General features: G+C 63.3%; 12 protein-coding genes and 2 tRNA genes. 5 read left to right on the top strand and 9 right to left on the bottom strand.

All coding sequences use genetic code 11. The annotated features are described in order from the left end of the window. Window positions 1-141: 141 nt before the first annotated feature. The 3 genes from sdhA to sdhC are packed head-to-tail and all read right to left on the bottom strand — an operon-like array spanning window position 142 to window position 2,636. Entirely contained in the window at window positions 142-1,914 is a 1,773-nt protein-coding gene (gene sdhA, locus IZU87_RS01905) for a succinate dehydrogenase flavoprotein subunit (RefSeq protein WP_043333106.1), read from the bottom strand. A 3-nt stretch (window positions 1,915-1,917) separates the two neighbouring features. Continuing rightward, window positions 1,918-2,265, bottom strand: coding sequence for a succinate dehydrogenase, hydrophobic membrane anchor protein (gene sdhD / locus IZU87_RS01900; protein WP_043333107.1), 348 nt, complete (start codon window positions 2,263-2,265; stop codon window positions 1,918-1,920). Then, a complete protein-coding gene (gene sdhC, locus IZU87_RS01895; RefSeq protein WP_043333108.1) occupies window positions 2,259-2,636 on the bottom strand; it encodes a succinate dehydrogenase, cytochrome b556 subunit in 378 nt (125 codons plus the stop codon). Before sdhC ends, sdhD begins: the two co-directional genes overlap by 7 nt. Before the next feature lie 391 nt (window positions 2,637-3,027). Here sdhC and gltA point away from each other — a divergent pair, with 391 nt between their 5' ends. Then, entirely contained in the window at window positions 3,028-4,314 is a 1,287-nt protein-coding gene (gltA, locus tag IZU87_RS01890) for a citrate synthase (protein WP_043333109.1), read from the top strand. A gap of 284 nt (window positions 4,315-4,598) precedes the next feature. Next, window positions 4,599-5,486: an NAD(P)-dependent oxidoreductase gene (locus IZU87_RS01885; protein WP_213113506.1), complete on the top strand. Its 888-nt coding sequence runs from the start codon at window positions 4,599-4,601 to the stop codon at window positions 5,484-5,486. A gap of 530 nt (window positions 5,487-6,016) precedes the next feature. Here the strand turns inward: IZU87_RS01885 and IZU87_RS01880 are convergent. The 3 genes from IZU87_RS01880 to gltX all read right to left on the bottom strand — a co-directional run bounded on the left by IZU87_RS01880 (window position 6,017) and on the right by gltX (window position 7,877). Beyond that, window positions 6,017-6,092, bottom strand: a tRNA-Glu gene (locus tag IZU87_RS01880). A gap of 18 nt (window positions 6,093-6,110) precedes the next feature. Beyond that, window positions 6,111-6,186, bottom strand: a tRNA-Ala gene (locus tag IZU87_RS01875). A 215-nt stretch (window positions 6,187-6,401) separates the two neighbouring features. Then, entirely contained in the window at window positions 6,402-7,877 is a 1,476-nt protein-coding gene (gltX, locus tag IZU87_RS01870) for a glutamate--tRNA ligase (RefSeq protein WP_043333111.1), read from the bottom strand. Window positions 7,878-8,134: 257 nt separating this feature from the next. On the opposite strand from gltX, the gene cydD reads away from it, so the two are divergent. From cydD to IZU87_RS01855, 3 genes are read left to right on the top strand one after another with little or no spacing between them, the layout of a single operon-like run. Beyond that, entirely contained in the window at window positions 8,135-9,973 is a 1,839-nt protein-coding gene (gene cydD, locus IZU87_RS01865) for a thiol reductant ABC exporter subunit CydD (protein ID WP_213113505.1), read from the top strand. Then, window positions 9,970-11,832, top strand: coding sequence for a thiol reductant ABC exporter subunit CydC (gene cydC, locus IZU87_RS01860; protein WP_213113504.1), 1,863 nt, complete (start codon window positions 9,970-9,972; stop codon window positions 11,830-11,832). Before cydD ends, cydC begins: the two co-directional genes overlap by 4 nt. A 37-nt stretch (window positions 11,833-11,869) precedes the next feature. After that, the gene (locus tag IZU87_RS01855; RefSeq protein ID WP_213113503.1) at window positions 11,870-12,682 is read left to right on the top strand and encodes an SDR family NAD(P)-dependent oxidoreductase; all 813 of its coding nucleotides are present in this window, start codon (window positions 11,870-11,872) and stop codon (window positions 12,680-12,682) included. 20 nt (window positions 12,683-12,702) lie between these two features. Here IZU87_RS01855 and IZU87_RS01850 read toward each other — a convergent pair whose 3' ends face one another. The 3 genes from IZU87_RS01850 to IZU87_RS01840 form a co-directional block, all read right to left on the bottom strand. Further along, complete coding sequence (locus tag IZU87_RS01850; RefSeq protein ID WP_043333112.1) at window positions 12,703-13,602, bottom strand: LysR family transcriptional regulator; 900 nt, start codon at window positions 13,600-13,602, stop codon at window positions 12,703-12,705. Between the two features lie 441 nt (window positions 13,603-14,043). Continuing rightward, window positions 14,044-15,105 carry a magnesium/cobalt transporter CorA gene (gene corA, locus IZU87_RS01845; protein ID WP_084589333.1) on the bottom strand — a complete coding sequence of 354 codons (1,062 nt, stop codon included), beginning with the start codon at window positions 15,103-15,105 and terminating at the stop codon, window positions 14,044-14,046. Between the two features lie 970 nt (window positions 15,106-16,075). Further along, window positions 16,076-16,630, bottom strand: coding sequence for a carboxymuconolactone decarboxylase family protein (locus IZU87_RS01840; protein ID WP_213113502.1), 555 nt, complete (start codon window positions 16,628-16,630; stop codon window positions 16,076-16,078). Window positions 16,631-16,635 lie beyond the last annotated feature (5 nt).

Below are 16,635 nucleotides of genomic sequence, written 5' to 3'. Positions count from 1 at the left end.
ACGGGTCAGGTGCGTGCGGTGACCTGCACGCACCTCGATCACGGCGAACTCAAGCGAGAGTGAACTCGAGCGAGTGCGAACTTGGTCTGAAAGAAGGCGCGGCGTCCCGAGCGGGTCGCGACGCGCGCCTTGGGTTCAGACTCAGTAGGTACGAATCTTCGGCTCGAAACGCTCGACGGTCTTCGGCGCGAAGTTCACATCACGCTTGCCGACACGCTTCTCGTTCGGGAAGAACAGAGAATGCTTGAGCCAGTTCTCGTCATCACGGTCCGGGAAGTCGTAACGGGAGTGAGCACCACGGCTTTCCTTGCGGGTCAGGGCCGCAATGGCAGTGGCTTCCGCCACTTCCATCAGGTTGTCCAGCTCGAGAGCTTCGATACGCGCGGTATTGAAGACCTGAGACTTGTCGGACAGACCCGCCTTGGCGATACGCTCACGCAGATCGGACAGCTGCTTGACGCCCTCTTCCATCTTGTCTTCCTGACGGAAGACACCGAAGGAGTTCTGCATGATCTGCTGCAGTTCGCGCTTGAGTTCCGGCACGGACTCGCCGCTTTCGGACTCGTTCCAGCGGTTCAGGCGCACCAGGGCTGCATCGATGTCGCTCTGCGTCGGCTCGAGGTACTCGACACCTTCGTTGAGCGCGCTTTCGATGTACTTGCCCGCGGCGCGGCCGAAGACGACCAGATCCAGCAGCGAGTTGCCGCCCAGACGGTTGGCGCCGTGAACGGACACACAGGCCACTTCACCCACGGCATAGAGGCCGTTGACGATGCGGTCGCTGCCGTCTTCGTTCTGTGCGATGGCCTGACCGTGCACGTTGGTGGCGATGCCGCCCATCATGTAGTGGCAGGTCGGCACGACCGGGATCGGCGCGTTGGTCGGATCAACGTGCGCGAAGGTCTTGGACAGCTCGGAGATACCCGGCAGGCGCTTGTTCAGCACTTCCTCACCCAGGTGATCCAGCTTCAGGAAGACGTGGTCGCCATTCTCGCCACAGCCACGGCCTTCGAGGATTTCCAGCACCATGGAGCGCGCGACGACGTCACGGCCCGCGAGGTCCTTGGCGTTCGGCGCATAACGCTCCATGAAGCGCTCGCCGTCCTTGTTGACCAGGTAGCCACCTTCACCGCGGCAACCTTCGGTGACCAGCACGCCCGCACCGTGAATCCCGGTCGGGTGGAACTGCCACATTTCCATATCCTGGACCGGCAGGCCGGCACGCAGTGCCATGCCGATACCGTCGCCGGTGTTGATCAGGGCATTGGTGGTGGAGGCGTAGATACGGCCCGCACCGCCAGTGGCCAGAACGGTGGCCTTGGACTTCACGACCACGGTCTCGCCGGTCTCGATGCACAGGGCAATCACGCCGACGATATCGCCGTTGGCATTCTTGACCAGGTCGATGGCGTACCACTCGTCGAGGAAGACGGTGCCGTTCTTCAGGTTGGCCTGATACAGAGTGTGCAGCAGGGCGTGACCGGTACGGTCAGCCGCGGCGCAGGTACGAGCCGCCTGACCGCCCTTGCCGAAGTCCTTGGACTGGCCACCGAACGGACGCTGGTAGATGCGGCCGTTGTCGAAACGGGAGAACGGCAGACCCATGTGCTCAAGCTCGAAGACCGCTTTCGGGCCTTCGGTACACATATATTCCGCAGCGTCCTGATCAGCGATGTAATCGCCACCCTTGACGGTGTCATACATGTGCCAGCGCCAATCATCATTCGGATCAGCAGAAGCGATGGCACAGGTGATACCGCCCTGGGCAGAGACAGTATGCGAGCGGGTCGGGAAGACCTTGGACAGCACGGCGGTCTTCTTGCCGGACTGGGACAGTTCGAGACCGGCACGCAGGCCAGCGCCGCCGCCGCCGATGATGATCGCGTCGAATGTCAGGCTACGCATGGTGGACATGTATCAGGCTCCCCACAGGACTTGAACGCCCCAGACCAAGAAGATGAACAACGCAAGGATGACGAAGACCTGGAAACCGAAACGCAGTGCGGTCGGCTTCATGTAATCGGTCGCCACGGTCCACAGACCGATCCAGGCGTGTGCGGCAATCGAGATGAATGCCATCAGAGAGAAGATGCGCATCGCCGTGTTCTCGAACAGACCACTCCAGGTGGTGTAGTCGAGGTTCGGATGGAGCAGCAGGTAGCCGACCATGAACACGGAATAGACTGCCAGAATCACGGCAGAAACACGCTGCAGCACCCAGTCGGACAGACCGCTGCGGCTGAAATTGGTGATGTTGTTTACCATACCCAGACTCCCGCCAGGACCACGAGAACAGCACTGATCACGACAGTGACCTGCGCCTTGCGATTAGCACTTTCCAGTTCGACACCAATATCCATGTCCATCAGCAGGTGCTTGATGCCAGCCACGAAGTGGAAACCGAGGGCAGACAGCAGGCCCCAGGCCACGATCTTGGCCAGGAAGTTGGTCGCCAGGGTGTCGCGCACTGCCTCGAACCCTTCCGGGGAGGACAGCGAGGCATCGAGTGCCCACAGCGCAAATACCAGGCCCACGAACAGAATCACGCCGGTAATACGGTGGGTGATTGAAGTCAGCGCAGGGAGAGGGAACTTTATCGTCGTCAGATCGAGATTTACGGGTCGTTTGCTATTCACGGCTCTTACACACTCTCTTGGCCCAACACGGACGCAAGCCCGCAGGGGCGGTGGTTTGAGGAAGGGTCTCGGGCGCAGGCCATCCACGGTACCGAGCCGAATTTCCCGCCAGTCGCGCGACGGTGGATTATAGGGGTTGGCCATTGGCATGACAAATGGCATGACGTCGCAGGGCCGCAACCACGGATTGCACAAAATGCAGTGAACAGGACGCGACCTGACGGCACGGGATACGTAAACGTCGGGGAACTGACGCACAGCAGCATGGCGCGCGTCTCTACGCCGTGTGGCGAATTGACAATCTTTCGCGGGCTTCTATAGTGGGCGGGATTGATGCAAGCCCGGCATGGCAAGCAAGTCAAAGAGTTACGCGAATAATGAGGAGGTCGGCATGACTGACAAGAAAGCGACATTGACAGTAGACGGTATCGACAAGAGCATCGAGTTCCCGGTCTATTCCGGCACGCTCGGCCAGGACGTCATCGACGTTCGCGGCCTGACCGCCGAAGGCATGTTCACCTACGACCCGGGCTTTGTCTCCACTGCCGCCTGCGAATCATCCATCACCTTCATCGATGGCCAGAAAGGCGTGCTGCTGCATCGCGGCTACCCCATCGACCAGCTGGCCAAGAGCTCCAACTACATCGAGCTGTGCTACCTGCTGCTGTTCGGGGAGCTGCCGAGCGACGAGGAATACGACAAGTTCGCCCAGCTGATCAGCAACCACACCATGGTGCATGAGCAGATCGTCAACTTCTTCAAGGGCTTCCGTCGCGACGCCCACCCGATGGCGATCCTGTGCGGCGTGGTCGGTGGCCTGGCCGCCTTCTATCACGACAACCTGAACATCACCAACGAGAAGGAACGCTACGTCAGCGCCGTGCGCCTGATCGCCAAGATGCCGACCCTGGCGGCCATGTGCCACAAGTACAACATCGGTCAGCCGTTCATGTACCCGCGCAATGACCTCTCCTACGGCGAGAACTTCCTGTACATGATGTTCGGCAACCCGTGCGAGGAGTACAAGATCAACCCGGTGTTCGCCAAGGCGATGGACACCATCTTCATGCTGCACGCCGACCACGAGCAGAACGCCTCGACCTCTACCGTGCGTCTGGCCGGCTCCACCGGTGCCAACCCGTTCGCCTGCATCAGCGCCGGTATCGCGGCACTGTGGGGCCCGGCACACGGCGGCGCCAACGAAGCCGTGCTGGCCATGCTCGACGAGATCGGTGAAGAGTCCGAGGAGAACATCCAGCGCTTCATCGACAAGGCCAAGGACAAGGAAGACCCGTTCAAGCTGATGGGCTTCGGTCACCGCGTCTATCGCAACTTCGATCCGCGCGCCAAGGTCATGAAAGAGACCTGCGACGAAGTGCTGGAGCAGCTGGGCATGGCGGACGACCCGCAGCTCAAGATCGCCAAGCGTCTGGAACAGATCGCGCTGGAAGACGAGTACTTCATCGAGCGCAAGCTGTACCCGAATGTCGACTTCTATTCCGGCATCATCCTCAAGGCGATCGGCATCCCGACCAACATGTTCACGGTCATCTTCGCCATGTCGCGCACCATCGGCTGGATCTCCCACTGGAACGAGATGATCGCCGGCGGCCACCGCATCGGCCGTCCGCGTCAGCTCTACACCGGCCACCCGCAGCGCGACTATCCGGCCAAGTAACCAAGCACCAGGCAACCAAGCACCAGGCAACCAAGCACCCGGCAACATCGGGTCATGCGCCTGCAGGACAGACCGCCTCTTCGGAGGCGGTTCTTTTTGGCCTGTTGCCTCTCATGCGCGCAGCCCCTGCCTGACAGCAAGCCATAAAGCCGCCCCACCCCCGCCCCGGACGTGCTAGCGTGCTGATGTACCGGCCTCTTCACGTCCTGTGCGCGCCGGCACGCCATGCGCCCCACCGCGAGCGGCGCAACCTCATTCCTGATTGATGGCAAGGAGCCCCCAGCATGTCAGACACATACACAACGCCACGTACCGCCGCCTTCATCGGACTCGGTGTCATGGGTCACCCCATGGCCGGCCATCTGAAACGCGCAGGCCTTGAGGTGCGGGTCTACAACCGCACACGTGCACGCGCCGAGCAGTGGAGCGAGGAGTACGGCGGCAGCCATCACGCCACCCCGCGAGAAGCCGCCGAGGGCGCCGATATCGTGCTGATGTGCGTGGGCAATGATGATGACGTGCGCAGCGTCACCTACGGCGACGACGGCGTGCTGGCCGGCATGACGAGCGGCAGCCTGCTGGTGGACCACACCACCGCCAGCGCCGACCTGGCACGCGAGCTGGCCGCCGCCGCGGGCGAGGCCGGCATCGGCTTCGTCGACGCACCGGTCTCCGGCGGCCAGCAAGGCGCCGTAAATGGAGTGCTGACCATCATGTGTGGCGGCAGCGAGGCGGATTACGCACGCGCCGAGCCGGTGCTGACGCACTACGGTCGCATGGTGAAGCGCATCGGCGAGACCGGTGCCGGCCAGACCACCAAGATGGTCAACCAGATCTGCATTGCCGGGCTGGTGCAGGCACTTTCCGAGGGCCTGCACTTCGCCGAGCAGGCGGGACTGGATCGCGAGGCGGTGATCGAGGTGATCTCCAAGGGCGCCGCCGGCTCCTGGCAGATGGAAAATCGTCACGCCACCATGATCAAGGACGAGTACGATCACGGCTTTGCCGTCGACTGGATGCGCAAGGACCTCGACATCTGTCTGGCGGAAGCACGCCGCATCGATGCCAGCCTGCCGGTGACCGCGCTGGTCGATCAGTTCTATGCCGACGTGCAGGCCATGGGCGGCAATCGCTGGGACACCTCCTCGCTGCTCAAGCGCCTCTCCAGATGAAGCGGGTCTGAATACACACGAGCGAGCTGAATCGCATCACACGGCCTCGCACTGAAAACGCCTCATTCGAACGCCATATGGACGCGGGAATGAGGCGTTTTTTCATGCCGCAGCGCAACATCCCAGACAGCAGCGGCGCTCATGATGTTTTTCCACACTATCTGTGGATAACCTCGTTGATAACCCCTAGACAAGCGCGGCGAACCAGCATGACAGCGGGCTTACCAACAGATTGCACAAAATTTAACCAGCGCATAAACCATTGATATAAAAGAAATTTTTCGTAACCCGACGTAAGCGCCAGCCGCAGGGGCCGCACTTTGGGAAGAGATGCAGGGGGAGATGTGAGAGCGCGCGAACAGTGGACAAGACACGGGGTCTGTCAAGGGCGACTTGGGGATAACATGCTTTTCTGCCGACACACAGCCTGTGCATAAGCCAGAATCAGGGACAAAAAAAACACACCCCGCAAGGTGTGCTTTTTTGTTGACTTCACGAGACCTGAAAGGTGACTCGGGATGTCTGAAGAGTGGCGTCCCATAGGGGGTTCGAACCCCTGTTACCGCCGTGAAAGGGCGGTGTCCTGGACCACTAGACGAATGGGACGCAGTCGCTTGAGAAACTTGGTGGAGCCTAGCGGGATCGAACCGCTGACCTCAACACTGCCAGTGTTGCGCTCTCCCAGCTGAGCTAAGGCCCCGTCTCTCAAGAACGAGGCGTATCTTACTGATAACCCTCGGGGTCGTCAACTTCTTTTTCACACAATTCTCATCGTGATGCTGATCAGCACTGAAAGCGCTGTTCAGCGCCCTGCTGCAAGACATGGCCCCCATGACGACATACGTCACGGGGGCCATCATCTGCACATCGCAGACACCCTTGCAGGTCGCGATATTCATGCAGGTCGCGATATTCTTACAGGTCGCGATATTCCTTCTCGAAGCGCTTGGCAGCCTTCTTGGAGACGCCACCCAGCACGGCCACGGCGTGACGCAGACGCGCGCGCGTCATGTCGGAGCCCAGAATGACCATCGCGTCCATCACCGAGGTGGAGGTCGCCGAGCCGGTCACCGCCACGAACACCGGTGCCAGGAAGTCCTTCATCTTGAGCCCGAAGTGCTCGGAGAGCAGCTTCACTTCCGCCAGCAGATGCTCCTTGTCCCAGCGGCTCACGGCTTCAAGCTTCCAGGTCAGGAACTGCATCTGACGCACCAGGTCTTCGCCTTCCAGCTTCGCCTTGGCGAAGTCGTCCGGCGTGATGGCCGGCAGACCGGAGAAGAAGTGGCCGGCCAGCGGAATCGCCTCGGACAGCGTCTCGATGCGCGGCTTCACTTCCGGCAGGATCTGCTTGACGTAGGACTCGTTGAAGGCCCACTGGCGCAGCTCGCTCAGCAGCTCGTCCTCGGACAGATCGCGGATGTAGAGACCGTTCAGCCAGCTGAGCTTCTCGACATCGAATACCGGGCCACCCAGTGAGACACGCTGGATATCGAAGTGCTCCTGCATCTCGCTCAGGGTGAACTTCTCGCGCTCGTCCGGCATGGACCAGCCGAGACGGCCGAGATAGTTGATCACCGCCGCCGGCAGGTAACCCATGCGACGGTAGTAGAGGATCGATGTCGGGTTCTTGCGCTTGGACAGCTTGGTCTTGTCCGGGTTGCGCAGCAGCGGCATGTGGCACAGTTCCGGCATCTGCCAGCCGAAGTATTCATACAGCAGCTGATGCTTGGGCGCCGAGTTGATCCACTCCTCGCCACGCAGCACGTGGGTGATCTCCATCAGGTGATCATCCACCACGTTGGCCAGGTGGTAGGTCGGCATGCCATCGGACTTGAGCAGGATCTGCGCATCGACCTGGGCCCACTCGACCTCGATCTCGCCGCGCAGCATGTCCTTGACCACACAGGTGCCGCTTTCCGGCACGTTCATGCGGATGACGAAGGGCGCGCCCGCCGCTTCACGACGTGCCACTTCTTCTGCCGGCAGCGCGAGATCGGACGGCTTGAGCGCCATGTGCAGACCTTCGGCCTTGCGCGACTCGCGCAGCTCGTCCAGCTCTTCACTGGTGCGATAGCACTTGAAGGCATGGCCGGCATCGATCAGCTGCTGGCAGTGCCTGGCGTAGATGTCGCCACGCTCACTCTGACGGTACGGGCCGTGCGGACCGCCGACATCCGGGCCTTCGGCCCATTCGATGCCCAGCCAGCGCAGCGAATCGAGGATCATCTGCTCGGATTCACCGGTGGAACGCGTCTGATCGGTATCCTCGATACGCAGAATGAACTCGCCACCGTGCTGACGAGCGAAGCACTGGTTGAACAGGGCGATGTAGGCGGTGCCGACGTGGGGATCACCAGTCGGCGACGGTGCGATGCGCGTACGAACGGTCATGTGGGGTCCAGTAGTTCGAGAAGAGAGGGCAACAAGCGTCTCGGCAATGACTGACTGCCGGGCCGTGAAATCACGCTGCTGTCTCAGCAGCGAGTGCTGGGGCATATTATACGCAAGGTGAAGATGTGCGACAGTGCGTCGCCGTGTACCAACGCTCTCTCGGCGGTAAGCTTGCGCCAGATGCGTCATTCTCTGCCTTGAGACGTGACGCCAGCGCCTCCCTGCAACTATCTCTGCCACCACCGGCAGGAGCATGAATGCCCCGAACTGCCGCTGCACCCGATGTTTCACCCTCCCCCACCGATGCCACTGCATCGGCAGAATTCGTGCCACGCCGCTGGCTGGAGACACTGGCACGTGCCGGTGGCCGCTGGCCCCAGCTCGCCATCCTGTGCGCCCTGCTCTCGACGCTGGTGCTGCTCGCCCAGGCCTGGGCCATCGCCCGTCTGGCCCAGGGCGTGGCGATCGACCGCGAAGGCCTGGCGACACTGTGGCCGGCCATCGCGGTGCTCGCCGCCAGTCTCTCGTTGCGCGGCGCGCTCACTGGCCTGCGTGGCTATGCCGGCACCCGCGCCAGTCAGCAGATCCGCCGTCGCCTGCGCGAGCGCCTGCTGCAGCGCTTCGCCGAACTCGGCCCGCTGTGGGTGCGTCGCCAGCATCGCGCCAGTCTCGCCAACCGCGTCTGGGACCAGGTCGAGTCACTGCACGGCTACTACGCCGACTTCCGCCCACAGACACGCCTCGCGGGGCTGATTCCGCTGATGCTGCTGTGCGTGGTGTTTCCGCTCAACTGGGCGGCCGGCCTGATTCTGGCCACCACCGCACCGCTGGTGCCGATCTTCATGATTCTGGTCGGCATCGCGGCGCGCAAGCGCTCGCAGGAGCAGTTCCGGGAGATGGACCGCATGGGCCGCCACTTCATGGACCTGCTCACCGGCCTCAAGACCCTGAAGCTGTTCGGCAGCGCCAGACGCAGCCCCCAGGTCGAGGCGGTCAGCCATGCCTTTCGCAAGCGCACCATGCGCGTGTTGCGTCTGGCCTTCCTGTCCTCCACGGTGCTGGAATTCTTCACCGCGGTGTCCATCGCGCTGCTGGCGGTCTACCTTGGTTTCCACTTCCTCGGCCATCTGCAATTCGGCACCTGGGGCGACTCACCGCTGTCCCTGCAGACCGCACTCTTCATTCTGGTACTGGCGCCCGAGTTCTATCAGCCGCTGCGCGAGCTGGGCGTGCACTATCACGCCAAGGCCGAGGCCGAGGCCGCCGCCAGCGACCTCGCCCCCATCGTCGGCAGTGCCCCCTTCACGCAAGAGGCCGAGGCTGGCGCACAGGCGCACAATGCCATCAGCGACCTGCCCGCGGCGCGCCCTCAGACCCGCAAGCTGCACTCGCTGATGCTGGAAGAGGTCTGTGTGCGCTATCCCAATCAGTGGAACCGCCAGACCAGCACGCTGACTCCGCCGGCGCTCGGCCCGCTGACCCTGCGGATCACCCAGGGCGAACGCGTCGCGCTGACCGGCGCCTCCGGTTCCGGCAAGTCGACGCTGCTCAATCTGCTGCTCGGCTTCGTCGAGGCCAGCGACGGCCTGCTGTATCTCAACGGCCATCCGCTGAGCCACGGCCTGCCGCCGGGCATGGCGACCTGGGTCGGTCAGGAGACGGTGGTCCTGTCCGGCACGCTGGCCGACAACCTGCGTCTGGCCAGGCCTCACGCCAGCGACGCACAGCTCGAAGCGGCGCTGGACAATGCCGACCTGCTTGACTGGTACCAGCACCTGCCGCGTGGGCTCGAGACGCGCCTTGGCGAGGGCGGTCAGGCGCTGTCCGGTGGTCAGGCACGCCGCCTGTCTCTGGCCCGCGCCTTCTTGCATGACGCGCCGCTGGTGCTGCTGGATGAACCCACCGCCAGCCTGGACGCCGACAGCGAAGCGCGCGTGATCGCCGCGCTCAAGCGTCTCGGCGAGGGTCGCACCCTGCTGCTGCTGACCCACCGACCAGAGCTGCTGACGCTGTGCCAGCGCCTGATTCATCTGGACGATGGCCAGCTGGTGCAGGACCGCCCGCTCCCCCTCCCGACACCGCGAGGTGACGCATGAACCGCGCCATCCGCAAGCCCGCGCCTGACATGCCCGCGGCTGTCACAGCCAGTGAGCCAGCACTGGCCGAGCCGCACGCCGAACAGCGCCCACATCTTCGCGAGTTGACACCCTATCTGGCCTTGATGCGCGAGCATCGCGGCTGGCTAGGCATCGGCGCGCTGCTGGCGCTGATCACCCTGCTGGCCGCCACCGGTCTGCTGGCGCTGTCGGGTTGGTTTCTCTCCGCCACCGCCGTGGCCGGCTTGAGCGTCGCCGCCACCCAGGCCTTCAACTTCTTCACACCGGCGGCAGGCGTGCGCGGTCTGGCGCTGGCGCGCACCGCCGGACGCTATGGCGAGCGCGTCACCACCCACGAAGGCACGCTGCGTCTGCTGGCGAGCCTGCGCCGCCGCCTGTTCGAGGCCATCGAGCCGCTCTCCCCCGCCGCCCTGCAGCATGCCGGCCAGGGAGAGTTGATGACCCGCCTGGGCGCGGATGTCGACGCCCTCGACAGCCTTTACGTGCGCGTATTGATTCCCTCGCTGGTGGCGGTCTGCGCCATCCTCGCCGCCGGCACGCTGATCGGCATCTTCGCGCCGACACTGGCGCTGGTGGCGGTGATCGGACTAGTGCTGACCGGCGGACTGGTGCCGTGGCTGGCCTGGTGGCGTGGCAGCCGTGACGCCATGCGGCATCAGTCCTCGGCCAGCCGCCTGCGCGCGCGCCTGCTGGAACGCCTTCAGGGGCTGGGCGAGCTGGTGATCTATGGTCGCTGGAATGAAGAACTTGAGCGCCTGGCCGAGCAACAGGCCGAGCGGGATAGCATCGAGCGCGCCCAGGCACGCCGTCAGGCACTGGCCAGCTGGCTGAGCCACAGTCTGCTGGGGCTGACACTGGCCGGGGTGGCGCTACTCGGCGTCATGCAGATGGCGCCATATGCGAACAACGACATGACGACGCATTCTGGCGAGCTGCTCGATGGTCGCCTGCTGGCACTGTTCCTGCTGGCCGTGCTCGGCGCCTTCGAGGCACTGGCGCCACTGCCGCTGGCCTGGCAGGGGCTCGGTCGCTGCCTGTCGGCGGCCGCGCGTCTCAACAGCGTGCAGGCCAATACGCCGGCGGCTCAGTTCCCCAGTGACTCCGAGGCTGCCACGCCGGTGGGTCATGCATTGGAGATCGAGCAGTTGAGCGTCACCCACGGCGACACGCCGGTGCTTGAAGAGCTTTCCCTGACGCTGGCTGCCGGCGAGCATCTGGCACTGCTCGGCCCGTCCGGCAGCGGCAAGAGCACCCTGCTGGACGTGCTCAGTCGCTTCCATATTCCCAGCGCCGGACGCATCACGTTGGGCGGCGTGGCGCTGGATTCACTCGATGAGGCCACGCTGCGCGCAAGCTTCGCGGTCTGCCCGCAGGACACGCATCTGTTCTGTGCCAGCTACGCCGACAACCTGCGCCTGGCCGCTCCCGAGGCCAGCGATGAGGCACTGACGCGCATGCTGGAAAGCCTTGGCCTCGGCGACTGGCTAGCCCGCCAGCCACAGGGGTTGGCCGGCTTCCCGGATGAAGGGGGGCGTTCATTGTCCGGTGGCCAGCTGCGCCGCTTCGGTGTGGCGCGTGCGCTGCTGTCACCGGCGCCGATCGTGCTGCTCGATGAGCCCTGCGAAGGACTGGACCGCACCAGCGCCGAGCAGGTGATGAGCGCGATTCTCGCCGCCTGCGAGGGCCGCAGCCTGATCATGATCACCCACCAGCCGCTGGGGCTGGAGCGCTTCACGCGTCTGGCGCTGCTGGAAGCGGGCCACCTGCAGGAAGACGCCACACCGACCACGCTGAGCAGCGACTCCCGTCTCGCCAGGCTGATGGAGCGCACTGCCTGACGACAGTCACATTCGGCCACTACAGAGGGAGACATGCATGGCAGACAGCAGACTGGAAGATCAGCCATTGGCGGCGGATACCTTCGCGCGCCTGCCACAGGGCTTCTGCGCACTGGTCACCGGTGCCAGCGGCGGGATCGGGCGGGCGCTGATCGCTGAGCTGCTCGCCCATCCCCACTGTGGAAAAGTGCTGGCGGTGAGTCGCGATGTCTCATGCCTTCCGGCACATCCCGAGCTCGAGACGCTGGAAGCCGACCTGACCACCGAGCAAGGCACCGCGCGCCTCGAGGAGTGGCTGGCACAGCAACTGGATGGGGAGAGCGAGACGGGACAGCCACCGGCGCTGATACTCAACGCGCTGGGCCTGCTGCATGACGAGCGCGAGCAGCTATGGCCGGAGAAGCGCCTGGAAGACTTGAGTCTGGCGGCCCTGACGCGCCTGCATCAGGTCAACGCCTTCGCCCCGGCCCTGCTGCTGGCAATGCTGGCGCCACGCCTGCGCCGACGCACGCCGGTGATCTTCGCCTCGCTGTCGGCGCGGGTCGGCTCGATCTCCGACAACCGCAGCGGCGGCTGGTATGCCTATCGCGCCAGCAAGGCCAGCCACAACATGCTGCTCAAGACCGCCGCCATCGAGATCGCACGGCGCAATCCCGAGGCGCTGCTGGTCGCGCTGCATCCCGGCACCACCGACACCGGCCTGTCGACGCCCTTCCAGGCCCGCGTGCCCGAGGGCAAACTGTTCACGACGGGCTTCGTGGCGCGCCGTCTGCTGCGCGTCGCCTGCGAACTCCCGCCCACCGCCAGCGGCGGCTTCTACGACTGGGCCGGCCAGGCCATCGAGTGGTAACCCTCTCGGTAGAGGCAGCGTCAGAGCTGCAGATGCTCCTGGAACCACTCGGTGATGAAGTCGAGGTAGGCGCGGGTCTTGTCGGGCAGGTACTTGCGTGAGCGGAACAGCACCACCATCGAGCCATGCTCGTTCCAGTAGGGCTGCAGCAGCGGCACCAGTTCACCACTTTCCACTGCCGCGCGGGCCGAGAAGGTCGGCAGATAGGCGAGACCGAAGCCGGCCTTGGCCGCCTCCACCACGCCGAGCAGATTGTTGATCACCAACCGCGACTCCGGCTCCACATCGAAGGGCTGGCCATTGAGCGTGAAGCGCCAATGCGCCCCCAGGTCGTAATTGCCGTAGAAGATGGTATCGAAGGCGCGGATGTCCTGCGGCTGCACCGGCGGTGCATTGACGCGCGCCAGATAGTCCGGCGCCGCATACAGGCCATAGACCACCTTGCACAGCGGGCGCGAGACCATCGAGGAATCCGGCAGCGGCCCCATGCGAATCGCCAGATCCACCGACTCATCGATGGGCTCGAAGCGCTGATCCTCGAGCAGAATCTCGACGCTGACATCCGGGTAGCGGCGCATGAAGGCGGTGGTCGGCGCGGCCAGATACATGAAGCCGAACGACACCTGCGCCGATACCTTGAGCTGGCCCATCGGCTGCGAGGTGACGGACTGCACGCGGGCCTCGGCGGATTCCAGCTCCTCGCGGATGCGCAGGCCGTGCTCGTAGTAGATGCGCCCCGCCTCGGTGAGATGCAGCTTGCGGGTCGAGCGATTGATCAGGCTGACGCCCAGCTGCTCCTCCAGTGCCGCCACCCGCTTGGACGCCAGCGACTTGGAAATTCCCAGTCGCCGTGCCGCCGCCGTGAAACTGGCCGCGCGCACGACTTCGACGAATACGCGCAATGCATCAAGTGTCGCCATGTGTCTCCCTTACCCTCGCTGTGCAACCGCCATGGCCCTCTGAATACGGCCAGACACCCCATCACTCCCTCAGGTTTCCAATATGGAAACCCTAGTTTTCGATTGTACGCGCTTATTCTCCAAAGCGTGGCACCCTATACTGTGCGCCACGAACATGCGGGAGCAGGCGCGTCGCGGCATCGGCCGCCTGCTCCCGGACTAGACCGACGACGGCCGGGCCTGCGTGGCGCAGCCCGACCGTCCAGGTTCGCGCTCAGGTAGTTGCACTGCTCATCCCACCGATTCCCGGTGACTGGTCTGCATGGCGACGCCCCCACGCGCGGTTTCGCTGTCGGCCCATCCCGGGCCTCGGTGGCGATCTTCAGTGTTGTAATGCAAGTTTCTTGTGCGCCTGGCCGTCTCACGACGCCAGGCGCTTTTTTTATGCCTGTCTTCAGTGACTTACAGCCACTTCTTCCACTTGAAGAACAGATAGGTCGAGAGCGCCGACACCCCCATCAGGCACAGCGCGAAGGGATAGCCCCAGTCCTCGTCCAGCTCCGGCATCCAGTGGAAGTTCATGCCGTAGATGCTGGCGATCAATGTCGGCGGCATGAAGACCACCGCCGCCACCGAGAAGATCTTGATGATGCGGCTCTGGTCGAGGTTGGTGAAACCGATCGAGGCATCGAGCAGGAAGTTGACCTTGTCGAAGATGAAGGTGGTGTGCGGATTGAGCGAGTCGATGTCGCGCAACATGTCGCGAATCTCCTGACGCCGCGACTTCTGGCGTGGCGCCGAGGGCAGATGGCGCGTCAGCTGACGCAGCAGGCGCTGACTGTCCAGCAGCGACTGGCGCACCTTGTCGTTGTAGCGCTCCTGCAACAGGATGCCGTGCAGGGTGTCTTCCAGCGCCTCGGGGTGCACCGCCTGCTTGCCCAGCGCTTCCAGTGCCCGGTAGATATCCTCGATCTCATCGGCCAGGTAATCGACCTTCATCGCCAGCAGCGCCAACAGCACCTCCCAGCCATCCTCCGGGCTCAGTCGCTGGCGACGCAGGTGATTGCGGAACAGCCGCAGCAGGCCGATGTCCTCGTGGCGCATGCTGATCAACTGGCGCCCATGCAGATGGAAGGCGACGTTGGCCGTCTGTGGCTCGCGCCCCTTGCGATGCGGAAACAGCGAGACGACGTGGATGCCATCGCCTTCCAGATAGAAGCGCGACGACGATTCGATCTCCTCCAGTTCCTCGACATCAGGCAGCTCCACCGTGAACTGTTCGCTCACCCAGCGTTTTTCCTGCTCATCCGGCTCACAGAGATCGATCCACAGCACATCACTTCGCACCAGAATCGGCGGTGCCAGCTCGTCATCGGCCAGCAACCCGGCATGCAGGGCAGCCGCCTCTTCTGCGCTGTCCGCCAGGCGCGGCGGCGCATCGGGCTGGCCGGGCTGCGGGTCGGGCAACACGATATGTTCGCCGCGCAGGCGGCCATCATCGTGCAGTCGATAGAGTGTGATCATGATGACTTCCTCGAAAAGCCCCGCGGGTCGCGCCTGTGCACTGACTGATGACAATGACTGGCCGCAATGGCCAACCGTCTGAAAAGGCAGCGAAACCCGGGCGCCTTGTCGGCGTGGGAATAGGATGTCGTCATTCTAAACGAGATGGCGCGCCAGCGGAGGCCGAGCGACGGGGCGTTATCAAGCACGAGGGCGTGAGCGAGAAGTCGCGTGCGAGAGATCACCCGCAGGAGTGATTGAGCGAGTGATTGAGCGAGAGATCGAGCGAGGATCGAGATAACGCGCCAGAGCAGCGCTTGACGGCCAGACACGAAAAAAGGCGACCCGTGAGAGTCGCCCTAAGACCGTGACTAGCTTGATGAGGAGAAACCCGAACAGGGGCCTGACTCCGCTGTTCTGGCTACCGCATTCCATGGCGGGAAGCGATGAATCCAGATTATGCTCTCCGGCAGACGCCGTCAATACTAATGAGAAATATTTTCATTAACATTGAGTCAGCGTTTATCTCACGCGCCGCTGGCCTCCCCTCACCGGCTGACGTATCATGGCGCCAGAATATCAAGGTCGTGACTGGCCTGATGAGACGCTTGCCAGGGACCTGACATCCTAATCTGGTGAGCACGAAGCACCGCTCGACTCGCAAGCCTTCCTCCCTGTCATTGGCAGATGGAAAGCGAATGAATCGAGAAGCGCTTCCGGACGCCTCCCTCGTGCAAGCGAAGGAGGCGTCTTTTTTGTCCATAAAAAAGCGGCCCACCCCGTAGGATGAGCCGCTGGCAAGGACCGTAAAACTGTCTGATGAGAAGCCTCCCGGACAGGGGCCTGACTCCGCTGGCCGGGACACCGCTACCCATGGCGGGGAAGCGATGACCCCAGAATATGACCCGCAGGCTCAGACGTCAACACTAATGAGAAATATTTTCATTAGCATTGGTGGCTCAGGCACTTGCCGTGCCCTCTCGCCTCAGTTTCAGCCCTGCTTGTGCCACTCGAACTTCTTGAACGGCTCGTCGATCGGCGTCTCGGCCAGGTGATTGGTGTAGTTGCTCATCACCTTCTGGGACAGGCCCAGAATCACTTCCAGCACATTGCGCTTGGTGTAACCGGCATCGAGGAAGGTCTGCACGGTGGCGTCATCGACGAAGCCACGCTCACGCACCACGGCCAGCGTGAAGGTACGCAGGGCTTCCAGACGCTCGGTCGGCAGCGGCGTCTCGTTGCGCAGCGCCTCGATGATGGCGTCATCCACCTTCATCGACTTGGCGATACCGGTATGCGCCGGCACACAGTAGTGGCAGTTGTGCTCGACGTTGATGGTCTGCCACACGACGGTGGTCTCTTCATCATCGAAGCTGCTGTCGAGGAACAGCTGGTGCAGCACCTGGTAGCCTTCCAGCAGGCCCGGCGCTTCGGCCATCACGGCGTGCAGGCCCGGCACCATGCCGAAGGCTTCGACGGACTTGCCGAGCAGCGGCTTGCTTTCCTGCGGGGCATTGTCGGCGGTATAGAGTGTGAAATCTGTCATGAGAA

This window comes from Cobetia sp. MC34 (assembly GCF_018340035.1).
Lineage (GTDB): Bacteria > Pseudomonadota > Gammaproteobacteria > Pseudomonadales > Halomonadaceae > Cobetia > Cobetia amphilecti.
The sequence above is the reverse complement of the archived record's forward strand: the minus strand, read 5'-3'. Positions and strand labels throughout refer to the sequence as shown.